The 13,173-nt window shown below is 70.5% G+C and carries 11 protein-coding genes; 3 read left to right on the forward strand and 8 right to left on the reverse strand.

Annotation, left to right across the window (positions count from 1 at the left end):
* Window positions 1-4: 4 nt before the first annotated feature.
* Window positions 5-1,375, forward strand: coding sequence for a cystathionine beta-synthase (locus tag AC1UKG_RS04440; protein ID WP_018742048.1), 1,371 nt, complete (start codon window positions 5-7; stop codon window positions 1,373-1,375).
* An 83-nt stretch (window positions 1,376-1,458) separates the two neighbouring features.
* Here AC1UKG_RS04440 and AC1UKG_RS04445 read toward each other — a convergent pair whose 3' ends face one another.
* The 8 genes from AC1UKG_RS04445 to AC1UKG_RS04480 all read right to left on the reverse strand — a co-directional run bounded on the left by AC1UKG_RS04445 (window position 1,459) and on the right by AC1UKG_RS04480 (window position 10,484).
* On the reverse strand, window positions 1,459-1,968 hold the full coding sequence (locus AC1UKG_RS04445) for a GNAT family N-acetyltransferase (protein WP_018742049.1): 510 nt from the start codon (window positions 1,966-1,968) through the stop codon (window positions 1,459-1,461).
* The gene (locus AC1UKG_RS04450; protein ID WP_482641821.1) at window positions 1,965-2,894 is read right to left on the reverse strand and encodes a ribonuclease Z; all 930 of its coding nucleotides are present in this window, start codon (window positions 2,892-2,894) and stop codon (window positions 1,965-1,967) included. Before AC1UKG_RS04450 ends, AC1UKG_RS04445 begins: the two co-directional genes overlap by 4 nt.
* A 381-nt stretch (window positions 2,895-3,275) precedes the next feature.
* Window positions 3,276-4,469: an osmoprotectant NAGGN system M42 family peptidase gene (locus AC1UKG_RS04455; protein WP_018742051.1), complete on the reverse strand. Its 1,194-nt coding sequence runs from the start codon at window positions 4,467-4,469 to the stop codon at window positions 3,276-3,278.
* Window positions 4,466-6,313, reverse strand: a complete 1,848-nt coding sequence (gene ngg / locus AC1UKG_RS04460) for an N-acetylglutaminylglutamine synthetase (protein ID WP_018742052.1) — start codon at window positions 6,311-6,313, stop codon at window positions 4,466-4,468. The genes AC1UKG_RS04455 and ngg overlap by 4 nt, the downstream gene beginning before the upstream one ends.
* A 2-nt stretch (window positions 6,314-6,315) precedes the next feature.
* Window positions 6,316-8,100, reverse strand: coding sequence for an N-acetylglutaminylglutamine amidotransferase (locus AC1UKG_RS04465; RefSeq protein WP_026271508.1), 1,785 nt, complete (start codon window positions 8,098-8,100; stop codon window positions 6,316-6,318).
* 539 nt (window positions 8,101-8,639) lie between these two features.
* The gene (locus AC1UKG_RS04470; protein ID WP_018742054.1) at window positions 8,640-9,080 is read right to left on the reverse strand and encodes a VOC family protein; all 441 of its coding nucleotides are present in this window, start codon (window positions 9,078-9,080) and stop codon (window positions 8,640-8,642) included.
* A gap of 199 nt (window positions 9,081-9,279) precedes the next feature.
* The gene (gene msrA, locus AC1UKG_RS04475) at window positions 9,280-9,948 is read right to left on the reverse strand and encodes a peptide-methionine (S)-S-oxide reductase MsrA (RefSeq protein WP_018814559.1); all 669 of its coding nucleotides are present in this window, start codon (window positions 9,946-9,948) and stop codon (window positions 9,280-9,282) included.
* Window positions 9,949-10,061: 113 nt separating this feature from the next.
* Window positions 10,062-10,484, reverse strand: a complete 423-nt coding sequence (locus AC1UKG_RS04480) for an HIT family protein (RefSeq protein WP_080641867.1) — start codon at window positions 10,482-10,484, stop codon at window positions 10,062-10,064.
* 45 nt (window positions 10,485-10,529) lie between these two features.
* Here AC1UKG_RS04480 and AC1UKG_RS04485 point away from each other — a divergent pair, with 45 nt between their 5' ends.
* Both AC1UKG_RS04485 and AC1UKG_RS04490 read left to right on the forward strand, forming a co-directional pair.
* On the forward strand, window positions 10,530-11,672 hold the full coding sequence (locus tag AC1UKG_RS04485) for a cystathionine gamma-synthase (RefSeq protein ID WP_018729622.1): 1,143 nt from the start codon (window positions 10,530-10,532) through the stop codon (window positions 11,670-11,672).
* Window positions 11,673-11,690: 18 nt separating this feature from the next.
* A complete protein-coding gene (locus AC1UKG_RS04490) occupies window positions 11,691-13,100 on the forward strand; it encodes an amidase (protein WP_482641820.1) in 1,410 nt (469 codons plus the stop codon).
* Window positions 13,101-13,173: the final 73 nt, after the last annotated feature.

Consider the following 13,173-nt stretch of genomic DNA (forward strand, 5'->3'; position numbering starts at 1 on the left):
CCAGGTGCAGTACTACGACAACGTAGTCGAGTTGATCGGCAACACCCCGCTGGTACGCCTGCGCAACGTGACCGAGGGCATCCAGGCCACCGTCCTGGTGAAGGTGGAGTACGTCAATCCCGGCGGGTCGGTCAAGGATCGGATCGCCCTGCGCATGGTGGAGGACGCCGAGCAGGCGGGGATCCTCCGTCCAGGCGGCACGATCGTCGAGCCGACCAGTGGAAACACCGGGGTCGGGCTGGCGCTGGTGGCCCAGCTCAAGGGCTACCGGTGCGTCTTCGTCTGCCCGGACAAGGTCAGCCAGGACAAGCAGGACGTGCTGCGTGCCTACGGCGCCGAGGTGGTCGTCTGCCCGACGGCTGTCGCGCCCGCGGATCCACGCTCCTACTACAACGTCTCCGATCGCCTGGCCCGGGAGATCCCCGGTGCCTGGAAGCCCAACCAGTACGCCCACCCGGCGAACCCCCGCTCCCACTACGAGACCACCGGACCGGAGCTGTGGGCGCAGACCGAGGGTCGGATCACCCACTTCGTCGCGGGGGTCGGCACCGGTGGCACGATCTCCGGTATCGGGCGCTACCTGAAGGAGGCGTCGGCGGGGCGGGTCAAGGTGATCGGCGCTGACCCGGAGGGTTCGGTCTACTCCGGTGGCACCGGGCGGCCGTACCTGGTCGAGGGGGTCGGTGAGGACTTCTGGCCGGAGACCTACGACCGGGAGATCGCCGACGGGATCGTTGAGGTCTCCGACAAGGCGTCGTTCGAGATGACCCGCCGGCTGGCCCGGACCGAGGGGCTGCTGGTCGGTGGCTCCTGCGGGATGGCGGTCGTCGCGGGGCTGGAGGTGGCCCGTGCGGCCGGTCCGGACGACGTGGTCGTGGTGCTGCTGCCGGACGGGGGACGCGGCTACCTGTCCAAGATCTTCAACGACTCGTGGATGGCCCGGTACGGCTTCCTGGACAACTCCGGCAGCGAGCCCACCATCGCCGAGACGCTCGCCGGCAAGCCGGGTGGGCTGCCGGAGCTGGTGCACGTGCACCCGACCGAGACGGTCCGCGACGCGATCGACTACCTGCGCGAGTACGGCGTCTCCCAGCTGCCGGTGCTCAAGGCCGAACCGCCGGTGGTGACCGGAGAGGTGGCCGGGTCGGTCGCGGAGCGGGACCTGCTCGACGCGCTCTTCACCGGCCAGGCGCAGCTGCACGACACCATCGAGCGGCACATGGCCGCGCCACTGCCGATGATCGGCGGCGGGCAGCCGGTCAGCGAGGCGGTAACCCTGTTGGAGAAGTCTGACGCCGCTCTGGTGCTGATTGACGGCAAACCGAAGGGGGTTCTCACCCGGCAGGACCTGCTCGCCCACCTCGGTTCCCGCTGACGGACACCGGATCGGTCCGCCGGGCCCCCGCCGACCCCGGGTGTGGGCGGGGGCCCTGCCGGCGCCACCTCGCCCTACCGGAGCTACAACTCTCGCCGGTAGCGGAGCAGCACGGCGGGAGTCGAGCCGATCAGCTCTTCTTGGGCGACGCCGGTCGGCCGCCACCCGCCGTGCTCGTAGAAGCGGCGGGCCGGCCCGTTCTGCCGCAACACCCAGAGTGCCGCGACTCGCCACCCACGGGATCGCATCTCGGCCAGGGCGTTGGCCATCAGCATCCGGCCCAGCCCGCGGCCCCGCTCCGCCGGCTCCAGGTGGACCGCGTGGAGCAGCCCGGTGGCGGGGTCCCCCTGGTCGTCGGGGCCCAGGTAGCTGAAGCCGACCAACTGGCCGTCCCGTTCCGCCACGGTCAGCACGTGGTCGGCGCGCTCGTAGCTCCACCGTTCTCGCCAGTACTGCCCCAGCGCCGCCGGGGTCGGTGTGGCCAGCGCTTCGCTGGTCAGGAAGGGCGCATAGGCGGCGACCCGGGAACGTTGGTGCAGCGCCCCGACCGCGATCAGGTCGTCCGCCCTCCCGGGGCGGAGCGTGACGGTCACCGTGCCGAGGGTACCCGTCGAGGCGGGACCGACACGGTCGTCAGGTCCTCGGCGACCACCAAATCACCGGCGAAGTGCTCCCGGGCCTCGGCGACGAAGCGGTCCAGGTCCGGGTAGCGCTGGGAGAAGTGGGTGAGCACGAGGCGGCGTACCCCGCACTCGGTGGCGACCCGCGCCGCCTGTCCCGCGGTGAGGTGCCCAACCTCGGCGGCGAGCGCGGCCTCCGAGGCCAGGAAGGTGGCCTCGATGACCAGGAGGTCAGCGTGGTCGGCGAGAGCGTACACCGCGTCGCAGAGGCCGGTGTCCATCACGAACGCGAACCGCTGGCCCGGCCGCGGCACGCTCATCTGCTCCCGGGTGACGCGGCCTCCCGCCACGTCGAGGTGGCCGATGCGCAGCAACTCGCCGACGGCTGGGCCGGTTATCCCGTGGGCGGAGAGCCGCTCCGGCAGCATCCGGTGCCCGTCTGGCTCAATGATCCGGTATCCGTAGGTCTCGACGGGGTGCCGGAGCCGGCGGGCCTCCAGCGTGCCGCTGCGGAGCGCGATCTGTTGCCCGTCCGTATCGATCGGCGTGACCGCCAGTTCGGCGGTCTCGTAAAAACTCGACGCGTGCCGCAGCCGGGCGAAGTAGTCGGCACCGCCCGCCGGAAAGTGGACCGTGACCGGGTGTGGCACCCGGTCCAGGGAGAGCCGCTGAATGGTGCCGGGAAGCCCGAGACAGTGGTCGCCGTGGAAGTGCGTGACACAGATCCGGGTCAGGTCGGTGGCGGTCACCGTGCTGTACAGCAGCTGCCGCTGACTGCCCTCCCCTGGATCGAAGAGGATCACTTCTTCGTCCCAGCGCAGGACGTAACCGTTGTGGTTTCGGGTGCGGGTCGGCGTCTGGCTGGCCGTCCCGAGCACCACCAGTTCCCGCATCGACATGCCGCCCTCCTGCCGCACCCGCGTTGCTGGGGAAAGAACGACCCCCGGGGCTTCCGCGCTGATGCGCGGGCCGGCTGGACTGGGCCGGCACCCCGGGGGTCGGGTGGCTGTCATGGATTCGCCGCACCGCTGCCACACGGTCTCGACGATCTTTCCTGCCCACCCGGTGGGGTGGACGACTGTCGAGGACAGCGGCTAGCGGGCAGCCACCTCACGAGTCCGATTGCTATACAAGTCTGGACCACCTCCTTTCCCGTGTACCGCCACGCTATCCACAGCGCTGTGCCCCAGGCAACGGATTTCGATCACAAGCTCGGGCGGAAGGCGGATCAGGTTCGCGATAGCCGCGCGGGTGCTGGTCGCGCCCGGGCGTAGGTGTGCTCAGGTAAGGCCGTGGAGGCCGATCGGGCCCTCGCGCGGTCCGTCCTCCTGCGCGGGCTGCACGGCCAGCGACGGGAACTTCGCGAGTTCACCCGCGGGCTCTGCATCCCACTCCGGGAAGACCAGGTCGCTCTGGAGGTAGAGGCAGAGCAGCTGGGTCAGGTGGCGCAGCCCGTCCAGATGGGTGCGCTCATGGCCGTGAGTGGCGTCCACCCCGAACCCGAGCAGTGCCACCCGGGCATGCGCACCGGCCTCGACCGCCGCCGCGACGTCCGAACGGTAGTTGTCGAAGACGTCGCGGACCAGGTCGACGTCGTTATCACGGGCGATCGCCGCCAGGTTGCGGGTCAGGTGGTAGTCGAACGGGCCTACCCCGTCGCCCATCGCCAGGGTCGCCGCGTTCTCCCGGGACTGCTGTCCGGGGGCGACCACGGCGGCGTCCACCGAGACGATCTCGGCCACATCCGGATCCAGCCCGTGGGAGGCGCCGTGGCCGATCTCCTCGGTGACGGTGATCAACAGGTGGGCACTGACCGCCGGGGTGACCCCGGCGTCAACCAATGCCTTGCAGGCGGTCAGCACCGCCGCCACGCCCGCCTTGTCGTCCAGATGGCGGGACTTCACGTACCCGGCAGCGGTGACCTGTGGGTTGGGCAGGAGCGCCACGAAGTCGCCCACGTCCACCCCCAGCGCGCGGAGGCCGGCGGCATCGTCCACCGGTTCGTCCACCCGGACCTCGACCAGCTCCCAGCCGATGCCCTGGGAGTCCACCGCGTCGTTGTAGCGGTGCCCACTGGCCTTCAGCGGCAGCACCTGACCGGTGACCACCCGATCCAGGTGGTCGGTGAAGACCCGTACGTGGGCGCCCTCGGCGAAACGTGCGCTGTGCGTCCCGATCGGCTGGAGCTCCAGCCGCCCGTTTTCCTTGAGCCGCTTCACCATCCCACCGATGACATCGGTGTGCACCACGATCGCCCGGTCGGCCCCGGTCGTCCGGGGGCCCGGCAGGTAGGCGCTGAGCGCGCCACGTCGGGTCAGCGTGGACGGGATCCCGAGCGCCGCCAACCGCTCGCCCACGTACTGCTGTACGTGGTCGGTGCGCCCGGACGGGCTCGGGATCTCCAGTAACTCCACCAGGACGTGGCGTAGGTAGTCGAGGTCGAGCGGGAGGGGTACGGGCTGGGTCGGGGTCATACTCCAGAGCTTGCCGCACCCGCCGGGGACCAGAGGCGCTGCGGGGCCCGCGTCCCGGGGAAGAGTAGGTCGACGAAGCGTTCGGCGGTCGGCTGCGGCTCATGGTTGGCCAGGCCGGGGCGCTCGTTCGCCTCGATGAAGACGTGCTCGGGGTGCTCCGCGGCGGGCACCAACAGATCCAGCCCGGTCACCGGGATGTCGAGTGCCCTACTTGCGGCCACGCATGCCTCGGCGATCTCTGGATGCAGCTCCGCGGTGACATCGTGGATCGTGCCACCGGTGTGCAGGTTGGCGGTTCGGCGGACGACCAGGAGCTCGCCCTCGGGCAGGATGTCGGCCAGGGCATACCCGGCTTCGGCGACCACCTCGCGGGTCATCTCGTCCAGCGGGATGCGGGATTCGCCGCCGGTCGCGGCGGCCCGACGGCGGCTCTGCCGCTTGATCAGCTCAGTGATGTCGTGCACCCCGTCGCCGATGATCGACGCTGGTCGGCGCACCGCGGCCGCTACCACCTCATGATCGATCATGAGGACGCGCAGGTCCTCGCCGGCGCGCAACTCCTCGAGCAGCACCTCCGGGCAGAACCGGGCGGCCAGTTCGACGGCCGTCCGTAGGGCTTCGGCGGTGCGTACTCCGACGGTGATCCCCTTGCCCTGCTCGCCCCGGGCCGGCTTCACGACCAACTCGCCGACGTCGGCCAGGAACGCGGTGTCGGCCGCGTCCCCGGTGGCCGTCCGGCCCTGCGGCACGGAGAGCCCGGCCTGGGCGAGGATCCGGCGGGTGACCCGCTTGTCGTCACAGCGGCTCATCGCCACCGCCGAGGTCAGCTCGGAGAGCGACTCGCGGGTGAGGATCGTCCGGCCGCCGCTGGTAAGCCGCAGCTCACCCCAGTTCGGGTCGGTCACCTCCACCCGGATGCCCCGGCGCATCGCCTCGTCCGCGACGATCTGCGCGTACGGGTTGAGCTCGTCGTATCCCTCCGGCATGGCGGGGAGGAAGAGGCGCTCGTTGATCGGGTTCTTCCGCTTCACGCAGAGCGCGGCGACACGGTAGAAGCCGAGCCGCTCATAGAGCCGGATCGCGCCCTCGTTCTCGGCGAGCACCGAGAGGTCCACGTACGCCCGTCCCCGGTTGACCAACCGGGCCGCCAGCTCAGTGATGAGCGCCTGGCCGGTGCCGGGCGGCGCGGCGTTGAAGTCCACGGTCAGGCACCAGAGGCTGGCACCGCCGTCCGGGTCGTCAAAGACGGCGACGTGGTCCACCCCGGTGATGGTGCCGACGATCTCGCCGGTCGCGTTCTCGGCGACCAGGTGCAGGAAGCTGTCGGTGGCGGCGTTGGTGACGAGTACCTCTACCGGTGCGGTCACCATGCCGTTGGCCGCGTAGATCCGATTGACGTCCTCGGCGTCCGGCGCGTCCCGCAGCGGCCGGATCCGCAGGCCGGGGATTTCCGGGGCAGCGAGGCCTTCGCCGTGCAGCGGCAGCCGGAAGGTCAGCGACGGGTCGATGAACAGCTCGTCCGGCAGCCGGGAGACGAGTACGTGCGGATCGTCCAGGTAGATGCAGATGTCTCGGGCGCCGGCCGCCTCCGAGCGCAACACGTCGGCGACGTCGGCCTGGTCGGCGTAGGTCTGGCCGAACACCAACCGGCCCCAGCCGCAGTCCAGGACGACGCCCGCGGCAGGCGCGTCGGCGACGTCCTCCGCGGCGGGTGCGAGGGCCGGGCTGGCTGTGGTGGCCGCGGCGGCCATCGGGTCGCCACCGGGGCCGACCCGCTCGAACCGACGACTACGGCCCCGTACCTGATCTGCCAGCGCTACCCCGGTCGCGAGGCTCCCCGACATGGTCAACCGATTCCGTGGTTCTGGAGCCACATTTCCAGGAGTCCGAGTTGCCACAGTTTGTTTCCGTTCAACGGGGTCAGTTCGGCGTTCGGGTCGTCGAGCAGCGCGTTGACGTAGTCGGTGCGGTACAGCCCCCGACGACGAGCCTCCGGCGCCGAGAGCGCGTCGCGGACCCGGTCGAGGAGCTTGCCCTCCAGGTGGGTGAGGCCCGGAACCGGGAAGTAGCCCTTCGGCCGGTCGATGACCTCGTGCGGCAGGACCCGCCGGCCGATCTCCTTGAGTACGCCCTTGCCGCCCTGGGCCAGCTTCAGCTCCGGCGGACAGGTCGCGGCGAGCTCCACGAATTCGTGGTCGAGGAACGGGACCCGGGCCTCCAGCCCGTGTGCCATGGTCATGTTGTCGACCCGCTTCACCGGGTCGTCGGTCAGCATGATCTGCGTGTCGATCCGCAGGCCGGCGTCGACCGCGGTCTGCGCCCCGGCCTGGGCCAGGTGGGCGGCGACGAACTCGCGTGCCGGATCACCGTCGGCCAGCCAGGCCGGGTTGAGTACGTGCGCCAGCCCGGCCGCGTCCCGGTCGAAGAACGCACGGGCGTATGTCTCGAGCGCCTCCTCCCGCGCGACCTGCGCCAGCGGCGGGTACCAGTGGTACCCGCCCAGGATCTCGTCCGCGCCCTGACCGGACTGGACGACCTTGACGTGTCGCGCCACCTCCTGGCTGAGCAGGTAGAACGCGACGCAGTCATGGCTGACCATCGGCTCGCTCATCGCGGCGACCGCCGCCTCCAGCGGCGGCACCAGGTCCTGCGACGGGACGCGGATCTGGTGGTGGTCGGTGTCGAAGGTCTTCGCCACCAGGTCCGAGTAGCGGAATTCGTCGCCCTCCCGGCCTCCGACCGAGTCGAAGCCGATGGAGAAGGTGGAGAGGCCGCGCTGCCCCTCTCCGGCGAGCAGGGCCACCACCAGGCTCGAGTCCAGGCCGCCGGAGAGCAGCACACCGACCGGTACGTCGGCGACCATTCGTCGCCGTACGGCGGTCGTCAGTGAGCCCAGCAGGGCATCCTGCCAGTCCTCCGCCGACCAGCCGGCGCGGTCCGGGTTCCGGGTGAAGGACGGATTCCAGTAGACCCGCTCGTGGCTGCGGCCGTCCGGCTCGTAGACCCGGACGGTGGCCGGGGGAAGCTTGGCCACCCCGCGCAGGATGGTGCGCGGGGGCGGCACGATGCTGTGGAAGCTCAGGTAGTGCGCCAGCGCGACCGGGTCGATCTCGGTGTCGACGCCGCCGCCGGCCAGTAGCGCGGGCAGGGTGCTGGCGAAGCGGACCACGCCCGGCGACTCGGCCAGGTAGAGCGGCTTGATGCCGAGCCGGTCCCGGGCCAGCACGAGCCGGCCGGTGTCCCGCTCGGTGATCGCCACGGCGAACATGCCGACGAGGTGGTCAACGAAGTCAAGGCCCCATTCGGCGTACGCCTTGACCACCACCTCGCTGTCTCCGGCGGAGAAGAAGTGGTGCCCCTTGGCCTGCAGCTCCGTCCGTAGTTCCCGGTAGTTGTAGATGCAGCCGTTGAAGACGCCGGTCAGGCCGGCGGTCGCGTCTACGACGGGCTGGCCGCTGGCGGCCGAGAGGTCAATGATTTTCAGGCGGCGGTGCCCCAGGGCGATCGCTCCCTGTGCCCACACCCCGCTGTCGTCCGGCCCTCGGTCACTCATCGTGGCCGCCATGCGCTCCACCGTGGCCACGTCGGCCCGGGAACCATCACGGCGAAACTCTCCCGCAAGTCCGCACATGTCAGCCCATGCTGCCAGAGGATATTGCGATTAGCCTGTTGAGACTATGACGGTCGTGTAAAAGGGTTGCTAGAATTCCCGTCCCTCATTGCGCAGAGTAACGGTTCCTGGGGTTGAGGGTGGCAGTTCGTGTCACGCGTGGTCACTCTGCGAGGATCTGCTGCCGTTACCCGATGTGATGATCGACCCATTTATGGAATGCGATGTGGCGGGCGGGTCGTCGGCGCGAGTGACCCATCGGCCCCGCCTCGGCTGGCGGCAGGGATGGGTCAAGTCGCAAAAATGGTTCAGAATGGGGCGATCTTCGCACCGTGTCTGTTGGTGTCCCGGTCGCGGCGACAGCGAAGTTTAGGATCCGCGACGGGTCGGTCTGCTGGTCCTGGAGGTCGAGGAGCTCCGGCACAACAAGGGAAACGCCGCGACCTACGGGATCCGGCGCGTGCGGGGGCGGCCGGTCAAGCCGTGTTGAAGATCTACCGGCCGGGTGTGCCCGGGTACACCGGCTTCTGGCCAACCTCCACCGAGCCGGCGCACTGGAACTACTGGCGGCGGGAGTCACCGGCTGAGCGGAAGGCCTGACCTCGACGGTAGGCGGGCTGCTCCGGCTCCAGGAACTCCAGCCGGTTGCCCAGTGGGTCGTGGGCGTAGAACCGACGGTGCCCGGGGAAGTTGTCGTCCCAGTCGACCTCGATCCCATGCTCGCCGAGGCGCTTGGCCAAGGCGTCAATGTCATTCACCAGGATTCCCGGGTGCGCCTTGCGGGCCGGCCGGAAATCCAACTCCACGCCGAGGTGGATCTCGAGCCCGCCGGAGCGGAACCAGCAACCACCGCGGGTGGCGAGGACTGGCGGTTTGGCTAGCTCGACCATGCCCAGCACACCGCCGTAGAACTCTCGCACGGTCGGCTCCGACTTCGGCGGGATGGCCAACTGCGTGTGGTGCAGCCCGGTCAACCGGTAGCCCTGCTGCTGGTCGCTCACCGAGGTACCCCCACTCGTCGTGACAACGCGCCTCAACGTATCCGCCGGCCGCCGTTCGCGCTGCCCGAGTTCGGTCACTTCGGCGCTCTCGCCAGACCGTTCATGCCGCTGCCACGGAGTGGGGCAACCTCAACGACGCACAGGTGGAATGCAGGAGGGGCTTTGTGGCCGCCGCGGCCCCGCCTGCATTCTTACCTGGTCAGTCTCGGTGTGCCGGTTGATCGGAAGGGGCGCAGAAGCTGAGCCCGGTCGGGCCGTGGTTGCAGTAGCCGCCGGGATTCTTGGTCGGAGCGAGGTACTGCTGGTGGTAGCCCTCGGCGAGGTAGTAGTCGCCGAGGGAGCTGATCTCCGTGGTGATCTCGCCCTTGCCAGCACGGGCCACGACCGGTGCGAACGCGTCGCGGGACGCCAACGCGGTGGTCAACTGCTCATCGGTGGTGGTGTAGATCGCCGACCGGTACTGGCTGCCCATGTCGTTGCCCTGCCGCATGCCCTGGGTCGGGTCATGGTTCTCCCAGAAGACCTTCAACAGGTCCTCGTATGTGATCTTCGTCGGGTCGTAGCTGACCTGGACGACCTCGGCGTGCCCGGTCCGGCCGGAGCAGACCTCGTCGTACGACGGATTCGGCGTGTAGCCGCCCGCGTAGCCCACCGAGGTGGTGATTACGCCGGGCAGCGTCCAGAACAACCGCTCAGCGCCCCAGAAACAACCCATCCCGAAGACGGCGATCTCGGTTCCCTCGGGGAACGGGCCCGTCAGCGGGGTGCCCAACACTTCGTGCGGGTCGGTGACCGGCGTCGCGACCGGGCGGCCGGGCAGGGCCTCCTCCGGGGTGATCAGTTGGGCCTTCGTACGGCGCAGGAACATGGGACTCCTCTCATACCCTTCCCCGGCTGCAACGTCGGCCGGCCCGGCTTCCTTACCCGCGACGGGGGCTTCCTTGCCTGTGGCGGCGGCCTCCCTGCCCGTGGCGGCGGCGCTCAGGCGTGTTTCGGCAGGGCCGCGCGGATCCGGTCGGCGTGGTTGGCCGCCTCGGCGTCGTCCCGGTAGCGGGTGCGGGGCCAGAAGAAGCCGCGCAGCCCGTCGCCCTTCGTCCGCGGCACCACATGAGTGTGCAGGTGGGGAACCGATTGCGACACCTTGGTGTTGATCGCCACGAACGTGCCGCCCGCACCCAGCCCGGCCTCGACTGCTACGGCGAGTCGGCGGACCAACCCGAAGTAGCCCGGCAGCGCCTCCGCCGGCAGGTCCGCCAGCGTGACCAGGTGGGGACGCGGCACCACGAGCAGGTGCCCCTTGAACACCGGCCGGATGTCCAGGAAGGCCACCCCGCCCGGCTCGTCCACGACCCGGAACGCCGGGACCTCGCCGGCCACGATCCCGCAGAACACGCATCCGCTCATCCCTCGGCAGGGTAGCCCAGATCGGGCCCGACTAACGTTCCGGTCATGAGTAACGGCTTCGAGACGCTCGCCATCCACGCCGGCCAGGCCCCGGAGGCCCGCACCGGTGCGGTGATCCCCCCGATTTACCAGACCAGCACGTACGCGCAGGACGCCGTCGGCGCGCCGCGCCAGGGCTACGAGTACAGCCGCTCGGGCAACCCGACCCGGGACGCCCTGCAGGAGTGCCTGGCCGCGCTCGAAGGCGGCACCGTCGGTCTCGCCTTCGCCAGTGGCCTCGCCGCCGAGGACACGCTGCTGCGGGCGGTCTGCACCCCCGGCGACCACGTGGTCATCCCGGACGACGCCTACGGCGGCACCTACCGGCTCTTCGCCCGGGTGACCGAGCGCTGGGGCCTGTCCTACACCCCGGCCCGGGTCTCCGACCCCGACGCGGTGCGGGCCGCGATCCGACCGGGCCAGACGAAGATCGTCTGGGTGGAGACCCCCACCAACCCGTTGCTCGGCATCGCCGACATCGCCGCCCTCGCGGCGATCGCCCACGAGGCGGGGGCGTTGCTCGTGGTGGACAACACCTTCGCCTCCCCGTACCTGCAGCAGCCGATCACGTTCGGTGCCGACGTCGTCCTGCACTCGACCACCAAGTACATCGGTGGACACTCCGACGTGGTCGGTGGGGCACTGGTCGTCGCCGACCCCGAGCTCGGTGCCGAGTTGGGCTATCACCAGAACGCCATGGGTGCGATCAACGGGCCGTTCGACGCCTGGCTCACCCTGCGCGGGATCAAGACCCTCGGCGTACGAATGGATCGCCACTGCGACAACGCCGAGCGGATCGCCACCTTCTTGGACGGGCACCCGTCGGTCGCCTCGGTCAGCTACCCCGGCCTGCCCACCCACCCCGGGTACGAGGTGGCCGTGAAGCAGATGCGGCGCTTCGGCGGGATGGTCTCCTTCCGCGCGGCCGGCGGCGAGGAACAGGCCGTACAGATCTGCAACCGGGCGAAGCTGTTCGTGCTCGCCGAGTCGCTCGGCGGGGTGGAGTCCCTGATCGAGCATCCGGGACGGATGACACACGCCGGTGCGGCCGGCTCGCCGCTTGAAGTTCCCGGCGATCTCGTGCGACTGTCTGTCGGCATTGAGACGGTAGACGACCTGCTGGCTGATCTGGAGCAGGCACTGGGCTGATCGCGGGGGCTGGGGAGGGTGGCCGTGCAGGACATCAAGCCGACCTGGGTGGGGGCGACCGCCAAGCAGATCGCCCGCGGCGTACGCCGCGGCGACATCTCCGCCACCCAGGTCGTCGCCGACCATCTCGACCACGTAGCCCGGGTCGACCCCGACCTGGCCGCGTTCCGGCGGGTGCGGGCTGGTGCGGCGGTCACCGAGGCGGAGAAGGTCGACGAGCTGGAAGACCTGGCTGACCTTCCGCTGGCCGGGGTGCCGGTGGCGGTCAAGGAGAACACCGCCGTCGCCGGACTGCCCACCTGGAACGGTTCGGCCGCCGCCCGGAGTCCGGTGGCGGAGGCCGACCACGAGGTGGTCCGGCGGCTGCGTGGCGCGGGGGCGGTGATTCTCGGCGTCACCCGGATGCCGGAGCTGGGCCTGTGGGGGGTGACGGACGACTCGACCGCGGTGACCCGAAACCCGTGGGACCGTGGCCGTACCCCCGGTGGCTCGTCCGGAGGGTCGGCCGCGGCGGTGGCCGCGGGGCTGGTGCCGATCGCCCACGGCAACGACGGGCTCGGGTCGATCCGGATTCCGGCAGCCTGCTGCGGTCTGGTCGGCCTCAAGCCCGGGCGTGGGGTGGTGCCCTGCCAACTCGGCGCGGACGACTGGTTCGGCCTCACCGAGCACGGGATGCTGACCACCACCGTCGCCGACGCGGCGGTCGGCTTTCAGACGCTCGCCGGCCGGCGGCAGGAGAAGCTTGTCCCGCCGGCCCGGCTCCGGGTCGGTGTGTCCCTGCGCTCCCCGGTGCGGGGCATCTCGCCGGATGCGTCGAACCGGGACGCCGTCGCCGCCGCCGGCCGACTGCTCGCCGTCGCCGGGCACGACACCGTGCCCGCCGACCCGAACTACTCGACGGCACTCGGCCTACAGGGCCTCGCCACCTGGTTCGCCGCGGCTGCCGCGGATGTCCACGCCGCTGGCCTGGACCGGCGGAGCCTGCAAAAGCGCAACCGCCAGCACGTCCGGCTCGGGGAGTGGGTGCAGCGCCGGGGATACGTCCGCCCGGCCGACCGGGCGGACTGGCGGGAGCGCTCGCTCGGGCTCTTCACCGACCACTCGATCGACCTGCTGCTTACCCCGGCCCTGGCGAGCATCCCCCCGGCGGCGATCAGCTGGTCGGCCCGCTCCTGGCGGGCGAACGTGTTCGCCAACCTTCGATACGCCCCGTACACCGCACCGTGGAACGTCGCCGGACTGCCCGCACTGGTGGTGCCGGTCGGCCGCCGCCCGGACGGGCTACCGGTGGCGGTCCAGCTGGTTGGTCCGCCCGGGTCCGAGCTCCTGCTGCTCGGTGTGGCCGGCCAGTTCGAGATGCAGGCCCCCTGGGCCCGACACGCCACTGGCTATCCACGGGGTGGGATGCCCTCGCCGGCCGCCGGGTGACCCGCCGTCGGACCCACCACAACGGCGGGGACCGGCAGCGGTGGCCAGGCCGGGCGCTGGTCGGGGCGGGTGG

It is taken from the genome of Salinispora sp. CH2A1_6 (genome assembly GCF_056820975.1).

What these genes read in the sequence shown, in the direction of transcription:
- AC1UKG_RS04450 (WP_482641821.1), bottom strand. Translation starts at nt 2,894, where the DNA reads ATGTCGATGCGGGAACTGGTGGTGCTCGGGACGGCCAGCCAGACGCCG.
- AC1UKG_RS04455 (WP_018742051.1), bottom strand. Translation starts at nt 4,469, where the DNA reads ATGACCCCGACCCAGCCCGTACCCCTCCCGCTCGACCTCGACTACCTA.
- ngg (WP_018742052.1), bottom strand. Translation starts at nt 6,313, where the DNA reads ATGTCGGGGAGCCTCGCGACCGGGGTAGCGCTGGCAGATCAGGTACGG.
- AC1UKG_RS04465 (WP_026271508.1), bottom strand. Translation starts at nt 8,100, where the DNA reads ATGTGCGGACTTGCGGGAGAGTTTCGCCGTGATGGTTCCCGGGCCGAC.
- msrA (WP_018814559.1), bottom strand. Translation starts at nt 9,948, where the DNA reads ATGTTCCTGCGCCGTACGAAGGCCCAACTGATCACCCCGGAGGAGGCC.
- AC1UKG_RS04480 (WP_080641867.1), bottom strand. Translation starts at nt 10,484, where the DNA reads ATGAGCGGATGCGTGTTCTGCGGGATCGTGGCCGGCGAGGTCCCGGCG.
- AC1UKG_RS04485 (WP_018729622.1), top strand. Translation starts at nt 10,530, where the DNA reads ATGAGTAACGGCTTCGAGACGCTCGCCATCCACGCCGGCCAGGCCCCG.